13 protein-coding genes are annotated in these 20,818 nt (G+C 65.3%); 7 read left to right on the forward strand and 6 right to left on the reverse strand.

The window, feature by feature from the left end:
• Positions 1-36: 36 nt before the first annotated feature.
• Complete coding sequence (locus PQU95_RS02105; protein ID WP_272750466.1) at positions 37-537, reverse strand: HPP family protein; 501 nt, start codon at positions 535-537, stop codon at positions 37-39.
• A 102-nt stretch (positions 538-639) separates the two neighbouring features.
• On the opposite strand from PQU95_RS02105, the gene PQU95_RS02110 reads away from it, so the two are divergent.
• Positions 640-1,206 (forward strand): TetR/AcrR family transcriptional regulator, encoded by a 567-nt coding sequence (locus PQU95_RS02110; RefSeq protein WP_272750467.1) that lies wholly within the window; start codon positions 640-642, stop codon positions 1,204-1,206.
• On the opposite strand, the gene PQU95_RS02115 is transcribed toward PQU95_RS02110, so the two are convergent.
• On the reverse strand, positions 1,203-1,802 hold the full coding sequence (locus PQU95_RS02115; RefSeq protein ID WP_272750468.1) for a response regulator: 600 nt from the start codon (positions 1,800-1,802) through the stop codon (positions 1,203-1,205). The genes PQU95_RS02110 and PQU95_RS02115 overlap by 4 nt on opposite strands.
• A 27-nt stretch (positions 1,803-1,829) precedes the next feature.
• Here PQU95_RS02115 and PQU95_RS02120 point away from each other — a divergent pair, with 27 nt between their 5' ends.
• A complete protein-coding gene (locus PQU95_RS02120; RefSeq protein ID WP_272750469.1) occupies positions 1,830-3,701 on the forward strand; it encodes an ATP-binding protein in 1,872 nt (623 codons plus the stop codon).
• Here the strand turns inward: PQU95_RS02120 and PQU95_RS02125 are convergent.
• The gene (locus PQU95_RS02125; RefSeq protein ID WP_272750470.1) at positions 3,611-4,780 is read right to left on the reverse strand and encodes a hypothetical protein; all 1,170 of its coding nucleotides are present in this window, start codon (positions 4,778-4,780) and stop codon (positions 3,611-3,613) included. The genes PQU95_RS02120 and PQU95_RS02125 overlap by 91 nt on opposite strands.
• Before the next feature lie 136 nt (positions 4,781-4,916).
• On the opposite strand from PQU95_RS02125, the gene rlmF reads away from it, so the two are divergent.
• The 3 genes from rlmF to PQU95_RS02140 all read left to right on the forward strand — a co-directional run bounded on the left by rlmF (position 4,917) and on the right by PQU95_RS02140 (position 9,543).
• Entirely contained in the window at positions 4,917-5,876 is a 960-nt protein-coding gene (gene rlmF, locus PQU95_RS02130) for a 23S rRNA (adenine(1618)-N(6))-methyltransferase RlmF (RefSeq protein WP_272750471.1), read from the forward strand.
• A 216-nt stretch (positions 5,877-6,092) separates the two neighbouring features.
• Positions 6,093-6,872: a substrate-binding periplasmic protein gene (locus PQU95_RS02135; protein ID WP_272750472.1), complete on the forward strand. Its 780-nt coding sequence runs from the start codon at positions 6,093-6,095 to the stop codon at positions 6,870-6,872.
• 13 nt (positions 6,873-6,885) lie between these two features.
• Positions 6,886-9,543 (forward strand): bifunctional diguanylate cyclase/phosphodiesterase, encoded by a 2,658-nt coding sequence (locus PQU95_RS02140; RefSeq protein ID WP_272750473.1) that lies wholly within the window; start codon positions 6,886-6,888, stop codon positions 9,541-9,543.
• Here the strand turns inward: PQU95_RS02140 and PQU95_RS02145 are convergent.
• Complete coding sequence (locus PQU95_RS02145; RefSeq protein ID WP_272750474.1) at positions 9,540-10,763, reverse strand: DEAD/DEAH box helicase; 1,224 nt, start codon at positions 10,761-10,763, stop codon at positions 9,540-9,542. The genes PQU95_RS02140 and PQU95_RS02145 overlap by 4 nt on opposite strands.
• Positions 10,764-10,929: 166 nt before the next feature.
• Between PQU95_RS02145 and PQU95_RS02150 the strand changes: the two genes are divergently transcribed.
• Both PQU95_RS02150 and PQU95_RS02155 read left to right on the forward strand, forming a co-directional pair.
• The gene (locus PQU95_RS02150) at positions 10,930-11,853 is read left to right on the forward strand and encodes an alpha/beta fold hydrolase (protein ID WP_272750475.1); all 924 of its coding nucleotides are present in this window, start codon (positions 10,930-10,932) and stop codon (positions 11,851-11,853) included.
• A 114-nt stretch (positions 11,854-11,967) separates the two neighbouring features.
• Positions 11,968-12,594: a 2OG-Fe(II) oxygenase gene (locus PQU95_RS02155; protein WP_227302744.1), complete on the forward strand. Its 627-nt coding sequence runs from the start codon at positions 11,968-11,970 to the stop codon at positions 12,592-12,594.
• Between the two features lie 31 nt (positions 12,595-12,625).
• On the opposite strand, the gene PQU95_RS02160 is transcribed toward PQU95_RS02155, so the two are convergent.
• Together PQU95_RS02160 and PQU95_RS02165 are read right to left on the reverse strand one after the other, a co-directional pair.
• Positions 12,626-13,567, reverse strand: a complete 942-nt coding sequence (locus PQU95_RS02160) for a diguanylate cyclase domain-containing protein (RefSeq protein WP_272750476.1) — start codon at positions 13,565-13,567, stop codon at positions 12,626-12,628.
• Entirely contained in the window at positions 13,564-20,529 is a 6,966-nt protein-coding gene (locus PQU95_RS02165; protein WP_272750477.1) for a response regulator, read from the reverse strand. Before PQU95_RS02165 ends, PQU95_RS02160 begins: the two co-directional genes overlap by 4 nt.
• Positions 20,530-20,818: the final 289 nt, after the last annotated feature.

Raw genomic sequence — 20,818 nt, forward strand, 5'->3', positions numbered from 1 at the left:
CCCGCAGGCTGGCTTTTTTCATGGCGATTGCGTCGGCTACCACCAGTAGCGCGGGTAGCTGCCCGGCTGGCGCCAGCGGTGCAGCAGCCAGCCCAGCCCCACAATGACGAGGGTGCCCGACAGCACCGGCGTCAGCAGAAAGTGCCAGCTGGCCCCGCTGGCCAGCACCACCAGCGGGGTGGCCCCTGCCGGCGGGTGTACGGCGCGTGCCAGTTGCATCAGCGCTAGTGCCAGGGCCACGGCCAGCGCGGTACTCCACCACACCGGGCCGGCTAGCCACAGCCATAGCAGGCCGCTGAGTGCGGCCAGAAAATGGCCGCCCAGTACGTGGCGCGGCTGTGCCAGCGGGCTGTCCGGCAAACCGAAAACCAGCACGCAGCTGGCGCCGAACGGGGCCATCAGCCACGGGCTGCCGCTGTACTGGCTTAGCAGGCCACAGGCGCCGATGGCCAGTGCGGCCCCGGCAAAACTGGCGGCCACAAAACGGCGATCCGGCGCGGCCGGGGCTTGCGAAACGGGTAAGCGCAGCAGGGGCATGGCACGACTCCTTGGGGTGGTGTGTTTATAAAGTAAACCGATCTGTGTACTTGAGTCAACAGGTCTGTTTACTTTTGTGCGCCCAAAGGCGATACTGCTGCCATGAGAAAGTACCCGCAATTGCTGACCACCGCGCTGGACCTGTTCCACCAGCAGGGCTTCCACGCTACCGGTGTTGACCAGCTGGCCGCCGAGGCAGGCCTGACTAAAAAAACCCTGTACCGCTACTTTGCCACCAAAGAGGCGCTGATCGACGCCACGCTGCAGCTGCGCGACGACGACTTCATGGCCGCGTTGGACGCGTTCGTGGCGGCCACGCCGTTACCACAGCGGCCACAGGCCTACCTGGGCTATCTGGCACAGTGGTTTGCGCAGCCGGATTTCTGCGGCTGCCTGTTCATCAATGCTGCCGCCGAGTACCCGCAAGCCGACGATGCCATCCACCGCCAGGCGGCGGCGCACAAGACGCGCTTACGCAACTGGCTGCAGCAATGCTGCGCCGCTGCCGGGCTGGCCGAGCCGGTGCTGCGGGCGCAGCAGCTGTTTTTGCTGGGGGAGGGGCTGACGGTGGCAGCCCAGGTATCGGGCATGGACACGGCGCTACTGCAGGTGGCGCAGCTGCAGGTGGCGGCGTGGCCGTATCAGGATGAGGCGGTGCCGGCCAGCTAATCGCCGAACAGGCGCAGCTCGCGGGCGCGGTTGATCAGCTGCACCGCGTTGCTGGCGCCCAGCTTGCGTTGCAGGTTTTCGCGGTGTTTGTCTACGGTGCGTACCGATAGCGAAAAATGCGCGGCGATGCCGGCGTGCGGCCAACCCTGGCAGATCAGCTGCAGCACCTGGTACTCGCGGGCGGTCAGCGCTACCTGGCTGTCCTGCATCAGCGCGCTGGCCGCCGGGCTGATCACGCGCTGGCCGGCCAGCACCCGCTGCAGCGCGGCCAGCATGTCGGTGGCGCTGCCTTCCTTCAGCAGCAGGCCGTCGGCGCCGGCTTGCTGTACCTGGGCCAGCAGCTGCCCGCCGCGCTCTGCCGTCAGCATGACCAGGCGCAGGGCCGGGTAGCGCTGGCGCAGATGTTGCAGCGTGGCCAGGGCATTGCCGCCGGGCATGTTGTAGTCCATCAGTACCAGCTGCGGCTGGTGCTGTTGCACCAAGGGCAGCAGCGCGTCCAGCGTACCGCACTCGGCCACGACCTGGTATTCGGGCTGCATGCCCAGCAATAGCTTGAGGCCATCGCGAAAAATGGCGTGGTCGTCGGCTATGATCACGGCTGAGCGCATTTTTAACAGTTTTCCATGAAATCAATACGCAGCATTGTAGGCAGTCTGGCGTCCCTGTTGCTAGTGCTGCTGTGGAGCCTGCCACTGTCGGCACAGCCGCATTACTGGCAAGATCAGGCCGGCCAGCTAAGCGAGGAACAAGCCTGGCAGCAGGCGGCCAGCTGGCCATCGCAGCCGCCGGCACCGTGGCGTACGGCGGCGGCCGGCTGGGTGTGGCGGCCGGTTGCCGCGGCCGAGGCCGGGCCACAGCGCGTACTGGTGCTAGGGGTGCCAGACCTGCGCTTTGTCCAGCTGTGGCACCGCGCGGCCAACGGCCGGGTGACGGCGCTGGCCAACCTGCCGGCCGGCGCCTCGTACGCGGCACGGCCCTTGCCGGCGCGCATGCTGGCACTGCCGCTGCCGGACACCTTGCAGGCGGGCGATAGCCTGTTGCTGCGCTATCGCACCCACGGCAATACCCCGCTGCAGCTGGTGATCGAACCGCGCTGGCAGTGGCAGGCCGCCCTGGCCGACAGCAATATGGCAAACGGGGTGCAGCTGGGTGTGCTGCTGGCCTTGATGGTGTTTGCCTTGTTGCAGTACCTGCTGGCTGGTGAGCGCACCTTGGCACTGTACGCTGCGCTGGCGGCGGCCATGATGGCCATGCTGTTGCAGCTGGAAGGCTATGCTTTTGCCTGGCTGTGGCCGCAGGCCGGTAGCTGGAACCAGCTGGCGCCGCTCTTGCTGATGGGCGTGGTACTGCTGTTGCAGTCGCTGTTTGCTCTTGGCCTGTTTGCTGTGGCGCACAGCCACCGCCGTTTGTACCACGCTTATCTGCTGCAATTGGCCTCGCTACCGTTGGCCGCGGTGGCGTATCTGCAGGGCGGCTGGATGTGGCCGCCATTGCTGTCGGCGCTGGCCTACCTGGGGCTGATCGTCTACACCGGTGCTTACTACGGGCGGCGCGGTTCGCCGCTGGCCGTGCCGTTTCTGGCGGGGGCGCTGCTGAATGTGCTGTTGTCCAATGTGCTGTTTGGCCTGGTGCTTAGCGGCCTTACCTTGCCGGTTTCCCCTTTTGCCCTGCCCAAGCTGGGCTATGCCGCCGAGGCGCTGTGTTTTGCGGTAGCACTGGCGCGCAAGGTGGCGCTATTACAGCGCCGCGTGGCCGATAGCCGCCGCCGCCACGAGCAGGAGGCGCTACAGCTGGCGCAGGCCGAGGCCGCTACCGCTGCCGCCCGGCAGCAGGCGCGGGCCAGCCAGCTGCAGCTGGCCGCCACCAGCCACGACCTGTCGCAGCCGCTGGCGTCGCTGCGGCTGGCAGTGGGCGCGTTGGCACCGTTGCCGCAGGCGGCGCCGGTGCTGGCGCACGTGAACCGCACGCTGGATTACAGCGAGGCCTTGCTTGGCGGGCTGATTGCCGAGGCGCGCGGCCAACTGCAGGCGGTACCGGCCAGCCTGCCGCTGGGCCCGCTACTGGCTGATGCCTGCCAGCGCCACGCGCCGGCAGCGGTGGCCAAAGGTCTGCGCCTGGTATGCCACGATAGCGCCTGGCACTACCCGGCGGCACCGCTGCTGCTGGGGCGCATTCTGGACAACCTGCTGGTGAACGCCATCCGTTACACCCCGGCGGGCAGTGTGCTGCTGGGGGTGCGTTACCGGCCCGGTGCGCGGGTGATCGAGGTGCGCGACAGCGGCCCTGGCCTGGCTGCCGGCCAGCTGCAGCGCTTGCTGCAGCCGTTCCAGCGTGGCGCAGGGCAGGGCGGCGACGGCCACGGCCTGGGCTTGCACATCACCCGTTCGCTGTGCGAGGCGGCCGGCTATACCCTGGAGGTGCGCTCCACACCCGGCAAGGGGGCGGTGTTTGCCGTGGTGATGCCGCTGCTCGCTGCCGGGGCCGCCACCGGCTGACCGAAGCAGCGCGGCTCGGGCAGGCCCAAGCCTATTTCTGCAAAAGCACTGCCTATGCATTGGCGGTTGGCCGCTGTTACCTGGAACCAGTCGCGCCCGGCCAGCCAGCCAATGCCCAGGGTGTGGATGCTGTAATGCAGCGCCAGCGCCTCGCCAAAGCAGCCGAACACCACACCGCGCGACAACATCAGCAAGCGCCAGGACAAGCTGCCCAGAATGTAATGCAGCTGCGCCGAGTAGGCGTTGCCGGCGTCCTGGCGGATAACGTGGCTACGGCAGCGGGCATATTGCGCCATGTCCAGGTTGGCCGGCTCGGCCACGTCGATCACCACCAGCTTCTTATCGGGCCGGCACAGTAGCGCTACGTCTTCGGCTTGCAGTCTGGCCGACTGGCTGTGGGTACACGCCACCACCGCGTCTACCTGGCCGATGTCGGCGATGCGGGTGTGCACGGCAATGCCGTGTTCGGCCTGCACCTCGGCCAGCGCGCTGGCATTGCCGCCGTAGCCCACCACCTCGTAGCCGGCGTTGCGTAGTGGCTGCAGGATGGCCGAGCCCAGAATGCCGTAAGGGCCGATGACCAGCACGCGGCCACGGCCGGGGGCGATGGCGTGCGTTTTCAGCGCGCGGAACACGTCGGCCAGCAGCATGTTGGCCGTACCGTTATCGCCAATGGTGAACAGCAGCCCGGGAAAACGCGCCTTCAGCTCGGCACCGTCGCGGCCAAACAGGCGCTTGGTGGAGGCGGCCAGCAAGATGACGCGGGCACCGTTTTGTTCGGCCCACGCGGTAGCGTCAATAAACTGCGCCTTGGCCAGGCGGCGGCCGTCGCGGCTCAGCATCTCTTCTGCGGTGACAAAAATGCCGCGCACGCGGCCGGCCACGCCGCGCAGATAGATGCGCGGGCCGTTGGCGTGGCCCAGGCGCGGCGCCCGGCCGCCAAAAAAGCGCTGTCGTTCGTCTTCGTCACGCAGGTTGGTAATGAACACCACGTCTACCGGCGGGCGGCCGGTCAGCAAGCGTGCCAGGGCACGCAGATCGCACAGTGCTACCAGCAGGCGCCACAGATTGGCCAGCATGGCTTGTCTCCTGTTATTGAAATCAGCCGCCATGCTAGGGCGGGCAGCGCCCATACTGAATACGCGGTGTCGCGTATTCTTCGCCCTGACTGTGCAAAGCACGTACAATCCGCCGATTGATTTTGCGGTATCTGCCATGACCATTACCCTCCCTGCCGGCGACGGCAAACCCGGCCTGCACTTTCGCAGCCTGCACCGCGAGCGCTACGATTTTGCCGCGCTGATTGCGGCCAACCCCGAGCTGGCCGAGTACGTGCGCCATAACGAGCACGGCATCGAAACCGTGGACTTCCACAACCCTGCTGCCGTGAAGGCGCTGAACCGCGCGCTGCTGATGCACCACTACGGCGTGCTGTTCTGGGACATTCCGCCAGGCTACCTGTGCCCGCCGGTACCCGGCCGCGCCGACTACCTGCACCACGCCGCCGACCTGCTGGCCAAAAGCAATAAAGGCACCATTCCCAAGCGCGCCACCGTGCTGGATATCGGCGTGGGCGCCAACTGCATTTACCCCATTGTTGGCCGCCACGTGTACGGCTGGCGCTTTGTCGGCAGCGATATCGACGCCGACGCGCTGCGCATGGCGCGCTTGATCGTGGACGCCAACCCGCAGTTGAAAAGCGGCCTGAAGCTGCGCCAGCAAACCGATGCGGCCAACGTGTTCGACGGCATCATCAAGCGCGACGACCGCTTCGACCTGACCATCTGCAACCCGCCGTTCCACGGCTCGGCTGCCGAGGCCGACGCCGCCGCGCGCCGCAAGGTGGCCAACCTTACCGGCCAGCGCATGGCCAATGTGGAGCTGAACTTTGGCGGCCGCCACCACGAGCTGTGGTGCGAGGGTGGCGAGGAGTACTTCCTGGCCACCATGGCGCGCCAGAGCGTGCGCTACGGCCACCAGGTAGCGTGGTTCAGCTCGCTGGTATCCAAGGTGGACAATGTACGCGGCCTGCTGCGCGAGCTGGAAATGTGCAACGCCAAGCGCGTGATCACGCTGGACATGGCGCAGGGCAACAAGATCAGCCGTGTGGTGGCCTGGACCTTCCTGGACAAAGAAGCCATGGCCGAGTGGCGCGACGAGCGCTGGGACGCCTGATACGTTGTAGCAAGCTGCGGCAGGTGGCCGGTGCCGGGCGGCGCGCTGCCTGCGCAGCCACGGTGTGGTAATCCTTGATCTAGTGCAGGGTAAGGCAAAAACCCGACTGGTAGTATGTGTATTCGATAGAATATATTAACTTTGAGTGCGTGATTTTATGCATTTTGTTTGGTATTCTGCCCCTTAGCCAGCTGCCAAGCCGTCTGGAAACTTGTCATGAAATATGCCCTGCTTTGCCTGGCCACCCTGGCCACGCTACCTGCCGCTGCACACGCCGGCCGTCTGGACGACGTGCTGGCTACGCGCGAAGTGCGCGTGTGCATCTGGCCCGATTATTACGGTATCTCCTACCGTAACCCGAAAACCCGCCAGCTTAGCGGTGTCGATATCGATATGGCGCAGGGCTTGGGCCGCGACCTGGATGTGGCCGTGCGTTTTGTCGATAGCTCGTTTGCCAGCCTGATACCCGATATCGAGCAGAACCGCTGCGATATCGCCATGTTTGCCATCGGTATCAACCCGGCGCGCAGCGAAAAGCTAAGATTTACCCGCCCGCACCTGATCAGCGACATCTACGCCATTACCACCAAGAGCAACCGCCGCATCCAGCGCTGGGAAGATATCGACAAACCCGGCATGGTGGTGGCGGTGGCCAAAGGCACGCTGCACGAGCCGGTGATGCGTGACAAGCTGAAGCAGGCCACGCTGCTGGTGACCGACACCCCGCAAGGGCGCGAGCAAGAGGTGGAATCCGGCCGCGCCGATGTGTTCATGACCGACTACCCGTTTAGCCGCCGCATGCTGGAAACTACCGACTGGGCTCGCCTGGTGGCCCCGCCGGCCACCTATCACCTGACCCATTACGCCTACGCCATGAAAAAGGGCGACGATGCCTGGTACGAGCGGGTATCGCGTTACCTCGAGCGTACCCAGCAAGATGGCAGCCTGGCTGCGGCGATCAAGCGCCACAAGCTGGACCCGGTCGCCGAGCGCTAGGGCAGGGTAGCCAGTGAGTCAGTACGGCAGCCTGCAAACCAGGCTGGGCCTGCACCAGCGCGCTACCTTTGTCATGGTGGTGGTGCTGGTGCTGCTGTTTACCACCCTGGCTACCGCCTCGGTACAGTGGCGTTTGCGTAGCGAGGCACTGTCGCGGCAGTTTGCGCTGGCCAATCTGACCGTGCGCGCACTGGAAGACCAGCTCACCCAGAGCCTGAACGTGGTGGAGCGCACCTTGCTGCTATCGGGCAGCACCCGCCAGCGTAGCGACAAGCTGAGGGCGTTTTTGCAGCAGGCACCCTATATCCGCTCTATTGCGCTGCAGAACAGCCAGGGCGTGGTAGAGGCCAGCACCAATGCGGCCAACCTGGGGCTGCGCCTGCCGCGCCAGCAGTTCATGCCGCAAAGTACCGAGCCACTGGGCGTGCTGCGCACCGGCCCTTTAACCGCCGGGCGCGACTTTGCCGACAGCCGGCTGGCCGGCCAGCCGGCGCAAAGCGGCATCAGCTTTATCCCGGTGGCGCTGGATGTGATGCAGGACGACCAGCGCTGGGTCACCGTGCTGGCCGCGCTCAATACCGACTATTTCCTGAATTTCTACGATAACCACATCAACCCGCAGCAAGGCCAGGTGGCCCTGCTGCGTTACGACGGCAGCCTGATCATCAGCACCGACCCGCAGGCGCTGCCCGGCCACCGCGGCCCCAGCCGTTTGCTGGCCGCCAGGCTGGCGCAGACCGATGCCGACAGCTACCGCGAAACCTGGCCGGATGGCCGGCGCGTGCTGACCGCCTACCGTGCCTCGCGTGTCTACCCCTTTGTGCTGGCGGTGCACCTGGATGAAGCCTCTGCGCTGGCCGCCTGGCGTCAGGAAGCCTGGCGCACCGCCTGGGTGGTGGCCGGTGTGCTGCTGCTGTTGCTGGGGGTGGCCACGCTGTATTTTCTGCGCTTCGAGCGCCTGGCACGGGCGCGGGCGCGCGACGAGCAAGACCTGCGCATTGCTGCGGCGGCATTCGATTCGCAAGAAGGCATTTTTGTCACCGATACGCGCAGCATGATCTTGCGGGTTAACCGCGCCTTTACCCGTATTACCGGCTACACCCAGGCCGATGCCGTGGGGCAGACGCCCAGGCTGTTGAGCTCCGGGCGTCACGGGCCGGCGTTTTATGCCCACCTGTGGCACCAGCTGCTCAGCCACGGCAGCTGGAGTGGCGAAATCTGGAACCGCCGCAAAAACGGCGAAATCTACCCGGAGTGGCTCACCGTCACCGCCGTGCAGGACGCCTGTGGCGAGGTGACGCATTACGTGGCCATGCTCACCGACATTACCCAGCGCAAGGCGGCCGAGCAGGAAATCCAGCAGCTGGCCTACTACGACCCGCTGACCCGCCTGCCAAACCGCCGCCTGCTGCTGGAGCGCCTGCAGCGGGCGCTGGCGCACACCGATAGCGAAGGCGCCTTGCTGTTTCTTGACCTGGACAACTTCAAAACGCTGAACGACAGCCTGGGGCACGACCACGGCGATATGCTGTTGCAGCAGGTTGGCCGCAGGCTGCAAGCCGCTGTGGGCGAGGGGGATACGGTAGCGCGGCTGGGCGGGGACGAGTTCGTTATCCTGCTGCCCGTGCTGGGCAGTAGTGTGGACGAGGCGGCGGCGCTGGCGCAGCGCCTGGGTGAAAGCCTGCGCCTGGCGCTGAACGCCCACTACGACCTGAACGGCCACGACTACCAGTGCACGCCCAGCATCGGTGTCTCGCTGTTTGCCGACGGCCCGCGCGAGTGCGACGAGCTGATGAAGCGCGCCGACATGGCGCTGTATAGCGCCAAGGCGGCAGGGCGCAATACCGTGCGTTTTTTCGATATGCAGCTACAGCACAGCGTAACAGAACGCGCCCGGCTGGAAAGCGCCTTGCGCCGCGTACTGGCCGAAGAGCAGCTGAGTCTGCATTACCAGCCGCAGGTGGATGCCAGCGGCCGGATCTGTGGCGCGGAAGCCCTGCTGCGCTGGCACGATAGCGTACTGGGCAATTTGTCGCCGCAGCGCTTTGTGCCCCTGGCCGAGGAAAGCGGGCTGATCGTGCCCATCGGGCTATGGGTGCTGGAGCAGGCTTGCCGGCAGCTGGCGCGCTGGGCGGCCAGCCCGCATACGGCGGCCTTGAGCCTGTCGGTGAACGTGAGCGTATGCCAGCTGCGCCAGCCGGATTTTGTCGCCCAGCTGCGCGCCATCCTGGCGCAAACCGGTGCCGCGCCGGCACGCCTGGTGCTGGAGCTGACCGAAAGCGTGCTGATGGACGACAATGGCAGCGGTAGCAGCAAGATGCGCGCGCTGCGCCGCCTGGGGGTACGCCTGGCGCTGGATGACTTTGGCACCGGCTATTCTTCGCTCAGCTATCTGAAAAAGCTGCCGCTGCACCAGATCAAGCTGGACCAGTCGTTTGTGCAGGGCATGCTCAGCGACAGCCACGACGCTGCCATCGTGCGTGCCGTGCTGGGCCTGGCGCAAAGCCTGCAGCTGGACGTGCTGGCCGAGGGCGTGGAAAGCCAGGCGCAGTACACCGGCCTGCTGGCTTGTGGCTGCCAGCACTTCCAGGGCTACCTGTTTGGCGCACCGCAGCCGCTGGCCGCGTTCGAACAGCTGCTGTCTGCCGCGTACAGCAGCGGCGAGCGTTAAGGCTTGCCCGCCGCGGCGGCGGCGCGCAGCTTGTCTTTCTTGCTCATGCGTTTGCCCTTGATGCCGCCGTTATCGTCGGCTGCGGCCAACCTGGCAGCCGGCGTATCGGTGGCCGGGTAGGCTGCCAGCTGCTCGCGGGCAATCTTCAAACCCAGGCGTTTCTCGATCAGGCGAAAGTGCGCGCGGCTGTCGGCGTCGATCAGGCTGATGGCTACCCCAGTTTGCCCGGCACGGCCGGTGCGGCCGATGCGGTGGGTGTAGTCCTGCGGCGAGCGCGGCAGCTCGGCGTTGATCACCGCCGGCAGCGCCGGAATATCGATACCGCGTGCCGCCAGGTCGGTGGCCACCAGCACCTGTAGCGTGCCGTTTTTCAGGTTGTCCAGCACGCGCTCGCGCCGGCCCTGCGCCAGCTCGCCGTGCAGCGCAGCGGCACGGATACCCTCGCGTTGCAGCCATTGCGCCAGCTCGGCAGCGTCGTGCTTGCTGTTGACGAACACCAGCACCTGCGGCCACGCCGCCTCGTGCAGTAGCGCCTGCAGCACGGCGTAGCGGTGTGCCGCGTTGATCTCGATGGCACGCTGACTGATGTCCGGCGCCGCCTCGTCGGCGATAGCCACGCGCTGCGGTTGCTGCAGCAGGCGTGCGGCCAACTGTTGAACGTTGGCCGCAAAGGTGGCCGAGAACATCAGCGTTTGCCGCTGCGCCGGCAACAGGGCCAGGATGCGGCCCAGCTCGTCGGCAAAACCCAGCGCCAGCAGGCGGTCGGCCTCGTCCAGTACCAGGGTGTCGATGCTGCCCAGCGGCACGGCGTTATTGTCTATCAGGTCCAGCAGGCGGCCAGGCGTGGCAACGATGAAGTCGGCCCCGCCGCGCAGCGCCATCAGCTGCGGGTTGATGGACACGCCACCGTAAGCCACCACGATTTTCGGGCGCGGCAGGTGGGCAGACAGCTGCCACAGGGTGTCACCCACCTGCTGTGCCAGCTCGCGTGTAGGCAGCAGGATCAGGCTGCAGCCACGGCCGGCGGCCAGCTGCTTTTGCAGCAGGGGCAGGCAGTAGGCCGCCGTTTTGCCCGAGCCGGTACGGGCGGTAGCCAGCACATCGCGGCCAGCCAGAATCGGCGGGATGGCGGCGTGCTGGATGGCGGTGGCGCGGTCAAAGCCGGCGTCGGCCAGGGCGCGTTGCAGCGCCGCGTCGAGCGCCAGGGTAGAAAAAGGCATGGGGCAGGGCCGGGTAAGGTGCAAAGGCGGCAGTCTACGGGGTTTGCGCTGTGGCAACCAGCACAGCAAACACGCCATGGTATTGGCATAGTGGTTGACGCGGGTCGGCAGGATACGGATGATTCAAGCGCTTGTTTGATTATTGCCACCCCGCCACCGAGGCCACATGAAAAACCGCGAAGAAGACTTGTACGTGCCCGTTACCGCCAGCGATACCCTGTACGTAAAGCGTATCCGCCACCCGCAGCACAATGGCCAGCCGGTACTGATGGTGCACGGTGTGATGGCCAACGGGCGCATTTTTTATTCCGATAGCGGTAAAGGGCTGGCGCACTACCTGGCGCGCCACGGCTACGACGTATACGTGGCCGACCTGCGCGGGCGCGGGCGCAGCACGCCGCGCATCAGCCGCCACGCCCGCCACGGCCAGACCGAAATCATCCGCGAAGACCTGCCCGCGCTGCACGCGGCGGTGCGCCAGCTCAGCGGTGGCCAGGCGGTGCACTGGATGGCGCACTCCTGGGGCGGGGTACACATGAGCAGCGCGCTGTTGTACCAGCCGGCGTTGATTCCGCAGGTGGCCAGCCTGGTGTATTTCGGCAGCAAGCGCAGTGTGCACGCGCGTAACCTGAACAAGCTGCTGGAAGTGGACCTGATGTGGAACGGCGTGGCGCGGCTGCTGTGCCGCAGCGTGGGGTATTTGCCGGCGCAGCGCATCGGCCTGGGAGCGGACGACGAAACCGACAAAAGCCACTGGCAGAGCAAGCAGTGGGCCAAGGTACGCCCCTGGGTGGATAGCGACGACGGCTTCGATTACGCCGGCGCCGCCCAGCGCCATGCCTTGCCGCCGGCGCTGTATTTTGCCGCGCAGAACGACCCGTGCCGTGGCCACCCTGGAGATGTGCAGCGCTTTCGTGCCGAAAGCGGCGCCCATGCCTCGTGCGTACACCTGCTGGCGCGGCACACCGGCTACCGCCACGATTACAACCATGTCAGCTTGCTGACCCACCCCGATGCGGCCAACGACCACTTCCCGCTGGTGCTGGCCTGGTTGCAGGGCGCTTACGACAAGGTGGCAGAAAACTACTAGCTAGCCCGCACCTGCCCGGCGGCAAAGGCGTACGGTGCGCTTGATCTGGCGCATTGGCGGCAGGCGGCGCGCATGGTACAAAGCCCGCCTTGATGTTTTTTGCCGGATGTCGCCATGACTGTTTTGCAATTTGATCTGGATGCCGTACTGGACGCCTTGGCCGATAAAGGCTGGGTGGTGATACCGCACGCCTTGCCCGCCAGCCTGGTACAAAACCTGCGCGATACCTGCCTGTCGGTATGGCAGCAGGGCTTGTTTCACGAGGCGGCTACCGGCCGTGCCACCGGCCAGGCACGCCGCGCCGAGATTCGCAGCGACTCGGTGCTGTGGCTGGACCAGGTGGCGGCCGAGCCGGCGGTGCAGGCGTATAACGCCGCCATGGACGACATCATGCACGCGGTGAACCGTGGCCTGTATCTGGGCCTGGCCGAGCTGGAGTCGCACTTTGCCGTGTACCCGGCCGGCGCGTTCTACAAAAAGCACCTGGACCGTTTCCAGGATGACGACGCACGCACGCTGACTACCGTGTTTTATCTGAATGAAGGTTGGCCGCAAGGGGCCGGCGGGCAGATCCGCCTGTATCTGGACGACGCTTGCAGCGAGTACCTGGATATCGAACCGGAGGCCGGTACGCTGGTGTTGTTCCTGTCCGACCGTTTCTGGCACGAAGTGCTGCCGGCGCGGCAGCAGCGCCTGTCGGTAACCGGCTGGTATCGCCGCCGTACCGATCGCGTGCTGTAAGGCTGGCTGCTAGCCGGGTTTTGGCAGCGCGCTAGCCCAGGCTGTACAGCGCGTCGCTCAGCTCGCTATTGATGCCGGCTTCGCCGATGACGCAGTTACGGCCACTGCGCTTGGCGTGGTACAGGCGCTGGTCGGCCAGCTGCAGCAGTGCGGCCGGGGTGTCGGTAGCGCTTTGCAGGCTGGCTACGCCGGCGCTGATGGTGACGACCTGGCTGACCAGCGAAGCCGGGTGCGGGAGGGCCATGTTTTCTACCGTGCGGCGCATGCTTTCCAGCAGTTGCCACGCGCCCTGGCTCTGCGTAGCGGGCAGGATCAAGACAAATTCTTCGCCGCCATAGCGGGCGGCCAGGTCACCGGGGCGGCCCAGGTTGGCCGCAATGGTTTGCGCCAGCTGCTGCAGCACGCGGTCGCCCATGGCATGGCCACAGTGGTCGTTGTACTGTTTGAAGCAGTCTACGTCGATGATGGCTACCGACAGCGGTAGCTGGTTGCGGCGGGCGCGTTCCCATTCCCTGTGGTAGACCTGGTCCAGCTGGCGGCGGTTGGGCAGCTCGGTCAGGCCGTCGATATTGGCCAGGCTTTCCAGCATGCGGCGCTGTCGCTCCAGCTTCAGGTGGGTGGCCACGCGCGCCTTGACGATGACTTCGTTCAGCGGCTTGGTGATGTAGTCCACCGCGCCGCGCAGCAGGCCTTGCGCTTCGTCTTCCGGCCGGTCCTGGCCGGTAATGAAAATCACGGGAATATTCTTGGTGCGCGCGTCGTGGCGCAGGGCTTGCAGCACGGCAAAGCCGTCCATCTCGGGCATGACCACGTCGAGCAAGACCAGGTCGGGTTGGTGCTCGCGCGCCAGCTGCAAGGCTTGCTGGCCGTTCTTGGCCATCAGTACGGTGTAATCGGTTTTCAGCAGGCCATCCAGCAAGTGCAGATTGATGATCACATCGTCCACGATCAGGATTTTTTGTTGTTGTTTCATGTGGTACTTCCGATGGGCAAGTCCAGTGTCTTGATCAGTGTTTGCAGCTGTCGATAGGCCTGATCATATTCTATCTGGTCCAGTAATTTACCGATATTAATCAAATGCTCATGACAATCGATAGGCATGGCATCAAACAGTGCGGCTAGTGCTTCATCGGCACGCGAGTCGGCATGCTTGAGTTTATCTTGCAAATGTTGCAAAAGCCGCATTTGTTCCAGTGGTGTCTGCGGTGGTGCGGTGCTGCGGGCCTGTGTGCTGCGGGCAGCCTGCAGCTGATAGAGGATTTTATCCAGCTCGTCTTGCAGCTCGGGTAGCAGGGCTTCGGCCGCCAGGCGCTGGTGGTCGCGCAGGGCACTGTCGATATCCGACGCCAGCCGGGCCAGGCGCGGCGCGTCCACATAGGCGGCGGCCGCTTTCAGGCTGTGGGTGTGGTATTCGATGGCGGCCCAGTCCCCGGCTTCCCGTAGTAGCTGCAGCTTGGCGGGCAGCTGCCGGTAGCTGCTGACAAAGTGATACTGCAGGCGTTGCGCCAGGTTGTGGCTGCCCTGGCGCTGCGTGGGCTGCAGCGGGCGGCGCGGCTGTTGGGCGGGTAGCCAGCGCAGCAGGGTGGCAATCAGGGCGTCGGGGACAATGGGTTTGTCCAGGTGGTCGTTCATGCCGGCGGCCAGGCTGGCCTGATGGTCGCTGACCATGGCGTGCGCGCTGAGCGCCACGATGGGCAGGCTGGCGTGCGCCGGGTTGGCGCGTATTTGCCGGGTAGCGGCAAAGCCGTCCAGCATGGGCATCTGGATATCCATCAGCACCAGGTCGTAGTGGCCGATATTGACCGCGTCCACGGCATCCACGCCGTTTTCGGCGATGTCGATCAGCAGCCCGCTGTCTTCCAGCATGCCCAGTACCACTTCGCGATTGATGGCATTGTCGTCTACCAGCAGAACACGGCAGCCGGCTACGCCGGACAGGCTGGCCAGCTGGATGGCCATGCGCTGTTTTTCATCCGGCGGGGCGGGCAGGGCGTGGCCTGCCAGGCTTTGCAGCAGGGTAAGTACGCTGGCGGGGCGCGGCGGCTTGGCCAGCATGCCTTGCAGGCCCGTGGGCAGTTCGTCTTCGTTGTCGCCGTAGGGCTGGATCAGCATCACCACTGCCGGTTCGCACGCCAGGCGGGCATCGCGCAGGCGCTGCAGGGTGTCGCTACCGCTCCAGCCAGGCATCTGGCTATCCAGCAGCACCAGGTCTATGGGCTGGCCTTGTTCGCTGGCTTGATGCAGCTTGGCCAGTGCGGCCATGCCGTCGCCGGCTTCGCTGACCTGCATGCCCAGGTTGAACAGCATATTGCCGAGGGCGCTGCGTGCTTGCGGGTGGTCGTCCACCACCAGTACATGGCGGTTGGGCAGCGGGCTATCGGGGGCGGCATCGGTTTGCCATGGCAGGGTGATGCGCAGGGTAAAGCTGCTGCCGCGGCCAGGCTGGCTGTCTACCTGGAGCTCGCCTTGCATCAGGCTGGCAAGCTGTTTGCAAATGGCCAGGCCCAGCCCGGTACCACCGTAGCGACGGGTTACCGAGCCATCGGCCTGGGTAAACGAGTGGAACAGCTGCTCGCGCAGGGCGGGTTCTATGCCGATACCGCTGTCTTGCATGGTAAAGCCCAGGGTGACGCTGTGGGCGTCTTGCTCGGCCACGCTTACCGCCAGGGTGATCTGGCCGCGCTCGGTAAATTTGGCAGCATTGCTGGCCAGGTTGCACAGGATTTGTTCCAGCCGCAGCGGGTCGCCTATCAGCCTGCCGGGTACGTTGGCCGCAATCTGGTAGACGGGCTCGATGGGCTTGCCCTGGATACGCAGCACCATCACGTCGGCCACGCGTTCCAGAATGTTGTCCAGCGAGAAGGGCACGCTTTCCAGCGTGAGCTTGCCGGCTTCGATCTTGGAGAAGTCCAGGATGTCGTTGAGTATCTGCAGCAGCCCCTCGCCGCTGGCCAGAATCTTGTGCAGGTAGTGGCCTACTTGCAGGTCCGGGTCGCGCTGCAGCGCCAGGCGGGCCATGCCCAGAATGGCGTTCATCGGGGTGCGGATCTCGTGGCTCATATTGGCCAGGAACAGCGACTTGGTGCGCGTGGCGTCTTCGGCGCGCTGGCGCGACTCGGCCATGGCCTGCTCTGCCGCTTTGCGCGCGCTGATATCCATGATCACCACCACCATGCCGGCGTCCGGCTCGGCCGGGTTCACCAGCTTGGCGCTGATGGCGCACCACACCGGGCTGCCATCCTGGCGCCGCAGCGCCATGTCGGTTTCCAGATAGCTGCTGCGCGTCAGGTGGCCGGTGAGCTGGTAGTCGCTTTCGCTGAGGTAGGCCAGCTGGGTGGGCTGCTTGTCCAGCGCGCCGCGGGGGTAGCCCAGGATTTGTTCGAAGCCCTGGTTGCACTGCTGGAAGACGCGGTCGCGCACAAAGGCGATGCCCACCAGCGCGTTGTCCAGAATGGCTTGCTGCTCCAGCCGTATCTGGTTCAGCCGGGCGGTGCGCTCCTGGACCTGGCGCTCCAGGTTGTCGTACAGCCGCGCATTGTCGATGGACACCAGCGCCTGCAGCGTGAGCATGCGCAGGAAGGTGAGCCGGTCGTGGCTGAACGCATGGTGGATCAGGCGGTTTTCCAGGTACAGCACGCCGATAACCTGCTGCTTGCGCAGGATGGGCAGGCACAGCACCGAGCCTGGCTGGTGTTGCTCGACATAGGGGTCGGCATGAAAGCGTGGCGAGGCGGCCAGATTGCCTTCTACCAGCGCTTCGCCAGTGCGGATGACATAGCGCAGCAGCGACAGCGGCAGCTGCGGGTGCTGGCGTGCGTCCAGCAATACCGGCTCGGGCTTGCCGCGCTGGCCGTCGCCGCTTTCCAGCAACCAGTGGTTCTGGTAGTGCAGCAGCAGGCGGGCAGTCTGCGCCCCGGTGTTCTCGCGCACGATGTCCAGCAGCCGCGCCAGTACCCGCTCCAGGCTGAGCTCGCCAGACAAGGCACGCGTTGCTTTCAGAATGGAGGCCAGGTCCAGCGAGCTGGTGTGGTCGTGGCTGGCGTGGCTGCTATGGCTAACGGTGTGGGGCGCGCTGGCCGGGGCTGGCTGGTTGGCCAGCTGCAGGCCATGCGCCTGGTAAAGCTGTTGCAGCTGGCTGGCCTTGCCGCTGGCGCCCCAGGCCTGGTAACCCTGCCAGGCTTGCTGCAAAAATAGCTGGGCAATGGCTGGCTGGCCACAGGCCAGCCAGTAGTCGCCATAGCTTTCGCGCGCGATGGCGGCGATGTGGGCAAAGCCGTGCTGGGTGGCTTGCTCGATGGCTTGCTGGTAGTGCTGCTGTGCCGCGATATGCTGCCCGTCCAGCCTGGCCTGTTCTGCCAGCAGCAGGCTATGGCGCGCGGCGAAGTTGTCGGCGCACAGGCTGGCCCAGCCGGCGTAGCTGGCCAGGCAGCCGGCCAGGGTGGTTTGCCAGCTGTCCTGCTGCGGGTGGCCTGGCTGTTCGCGCAGGGCGCGGGCCAGGATCAGGCCGCAGTAGAAGGTGGCTTCTGCCACTTTGAACTGGCCGGCAACGTTGGCCGCAATGTGGGGCAGCTGCGCGGTCAGCGCGATGGTGTCGGGGCTGCGTAGCAGGTAGCCGGTAAACAGCTTGCTGTGATGGTAGTAGGCCAGGTGCAGCGGGCTGTGCTGGTAGTGCTGCAGGAAGTCGTGTTCGCTGAAAGTTTCGTCGTCGAAGCTGTGTGGCTGGTAGCTCAGCCCCATCAGGCAGCACAGCGGCTGCACGCTACCGACGCGGGTGCAGTCGTACATGTCTTGCCGGGTATGGCTTTGCAAGCGCTGCAGGTCTTGCTCGCCCAGCTCCAGCAGTTCGGGCAGGTACAAGCCCTGCATGATGCGGTCGGTGCCGCGCACGGCCAGGATATAGCCTTCGTTCAGCAGATCGCCGCTTTCCTGGCTCCAGTGCAGGGCTTCCTGGTAGTAGCCGCTCAGGCTGCGTAGCGGGTGCTGCCAGTGCCCCAGCTTGCTGGCGTACAGAAAGTGGGTATTGCCGCGAATGGCAAGCTGATGCTGTTTGTTGGACAGGTCCAGGGCGAGCTGGCCCCATTGCTCGGCCGCCTGGTATTGCTGGTGCAGCTGGCCCAGGGTAAAGCCGTACAGGGCGTAGGCGTAGGGGGAAAGCTCGCTATGGCCGTGCGTGAGCGATAGCCGCGTCATGTGCAGGACGGCGAGGGCGTCGAGGGTGAGCTGGCCAGACAGGTAGGCCGCGTGGCTCACGCCAAACAGCAGTGCCATGGCGGCTTGCGCCGTGTGGTCTGTCATCTGGCCCAGGCGGTGCAGGACGGTACTGTCGGGCAGGCCGTGCGCGGTACCCAGCTCGCTTTCCAGTGCCTGCAGCTGGGCTTGCTGCTCGGCCAGTGTGGCGGGCAGGCTGATGCCCAGCATGGCCAGGCCCTGGCGCTGCAGCTGTAGTGCCTCGTCAAAGCGGCCTTGCAGCAGGTACTGGTGCATCTGTACCAGATAGCCTTCGATTTGCGTGGTGACGCAGGGGCTGTGGGCTTGCAGTTGCGGGTAGAGGCTGTCAGCCAGGGCAAACTGGCCGCAGTGGCTGGCCGCGTCGCACAGGCCCAGCAGGATGTGGCGCAAGTCGTCGCTGGCGGCGTGTGCCGGCAGCAGCTGCTGCGCCAGCTGCATGTGGTGCAGGGCGGCGGGGTAGGCGGCTGCGCCTTGTGCCAGCTTGCCGGCTTTGTAGTTCAGCACGGCCAGTTGTTCGCGCTCGGCGGGGTCGTGCAGCAAAGCCACGGCCGGGTTCAGCTGTTCCAGAATGGCGTACAGGTCGTCTTGCAGCTGGGTGCTGTGTGCCAGCAGGCTGCGGCCAACCTTGAGGTGTTGCTGCAGCTGGCCGGCCTCGTCGTACAGCGCGTAGGCGGCTTGCTGGATGCGGTCGTGCACAAAGCGGTAGTCGTCGTGCCCGGCGGTGTTGTCGTGGCCGCCAGGGCGTATCAGCTCGTGTGCCAGCGCGGGTTTCAGCTGCAGGCGTGCGCTGGCCAGCGGCAGTGCCGCAATGCGGGCCAGCTGGCTTAGGGTAAAACGGTTGCCCAGTGTGGCGGCCAGTTGCAGCAGTGCCTGGGTATTGGCCGGCAGGCTGCGTAGCTTGTCTACCATCAGGGCAACAACGTTGTCGGTAAAGGCGGTGTTGTCCAGGGCTTGTTGCTGCCAGCACCAGCGCGCTTCTGCCGGGTGGTAGAACAGCAGGCCGCGGTCGTATAGGCTGCGCAGGAACTGGCGCAGGAAAAACGGGTTACCCCGGGTTTTGTGCTGGCATAGCGTGGCTAGCGCGCTGATGCTGTCTACCGGGCATTGCAGCGTATCGGCCAGCCATTGGCTGATCTGCGCCTGCCCCAGCGGGGCCACTGTCAGCGTTTGTATGGCAACACCGTGCTGTAGCAGCGCCGATTGCAGGTGTACCAGCGGGTGGTCGGCGCCGGTTTCGTTGTCGCGATAAGCACCCAGCAGCAGGATGTGGCGGGCTTGCGGGCTGGCCAGCAGCTGTTCGATCAGGCCCAGGGTGGCAGGGTCAGCCCATTGCAGGTCGTCCAGAAAGATCACCAGCGGGTGGTAGGGGCTGGCGAAGGTGGTGGCCAGGGTGAGCAGTAAGCGGTGTAGCCGGTGCTGCGCTTCTTGCGGTGGCAGCGGCGGGCTGACGTGCTGGGCTGGCAGCAGCAAGGCCAGCTCCGGCAGCAGGGCGCACAGGGTGTCGGCCTGTTCGCCCAGGGCATGGCGTAGTAGCTGCGACCACTGTGCCAGCTGGCTTTGCGGCAGGGTGAGCAGCTGGCGCAGCAGGTCTTGGAACGCCTGGATAATGGCCGCATAAGGCGTATTGCGCTTGTACTGCTCGCATTTGCCCGCCACGAAAAAGCTGCCTTGCTCGTTGGCGGGCTGGCGCAGGGCTTCTGCGAGTGCCGATTTGCCCACGCCGGCGAAGCCACCCAGTAAAACCAGCTCGTTATGCGGGCCACGGCAGCGGGTAAACGCTTGCAGTAGCTGGGCAAGTTGTGGCTCACGCCCGTACAGGCTATTCGGTAGCAGCAGTTGGCCGCGCTGGCTGCCCCAGCTGGCCAGGCCGCAGAGTGGCTGGGTATCGGCCAGCAGCTGGCGGCATAGCTGCAGGTCATTTTTGAGCAGGGCGATGGTCTGGTAACGGCGGTCCGGGTGTTTTTCCAGTAGCCGCTGCACCACGGCTACCAGCTGCGGCGGCAGGCTGGCAAAGGCCGGCAGCTGGAAGTCCGGCGGGCGTGCCAGGTGGCTATGCACCAGCTCCATCGCGTCCTGGCTATCGAATGGCAGCTGGCCACTGAGCAACTGGTACAGGGTAACACCCAGCGAATAGTAGTCGGCACGGTAGCCCAGCGTATGGCTGGTACGGCCGGTGTGTTCGGGCGAGCTGTAAGCCAGTGTGCCCTCGTAGCGCTGCCCGGTGGGCGGCTCGTAGCTGGGCGGCTGGGCCAGGCCGAAGTCGATCAGCTGTAGCTGGTGCGTGTCGGCGTTCCACACCATATTGGCCGGGTTGATGTCGCGGTGCACCAGCTGTGCCTGATGGACGCAGTCCAGGGCATCGCATAGCTGCAGGCTCATTTCTAGCACCAGGCCGGGCGGCAGTGCCTGGCCGGCCTGTGCCAGTAGCTGGCTCAGCGCCACCCCGCCGCAATCTTCCAGCACCATGACCCAGTGTTGCTGGTGCTGCAGCAACGCCAGCGGCTGCACGATACCGGCGTGGGCAAAACGCTGCAGACAGGCGTACTCGGCCTGGAAACGCGCTACGTCGGCAGCTTGTGGTTGCGGCTGGCGCAACACCTTCATGATGACGGGTTGGCCGCTTTGCCGGTGCCGGCTGCGGTAGATCAGCGAGGTGCCGCTATCGTGTAGCAGGCTGCCTGGGTGGTAAGCGGGCAGTGTGATCATGGTGTGAGCCTGTGTTCCTGCGTGTGCGGCATGCCCCTGCGCTATTGCCTGCGTGCCCCGGATAGGGGCTGCCGGGCAACTGGCGGGGTATCTGCTAGCTTTTTATATAGAACATGTGCTTATTCTATGATTTTGTGTGAAATGGTGGCCGGTTTGCCACTAATTCGCTGCAATTTGTGTGGCGCTGCGCTGCGTTGTGGCATTTTATGCAGCCCCATCATGCGGCCAGGCCTAGCCGCCAGCTGGCGGCAGCGGCGGTAAATGGGCCGCTGGCAGCACCTTGGCCACG

Source organism: Vogesella aquatica, from assembly GCF_028548455.1.
Taxonomy (GTDB): domain Bacteria; phylum Pseudomonadota; class Gammaproteobacteria; order Burkholderiales; family Chromobacteriaceae; genus Vogesella; species Vogesella aquatica.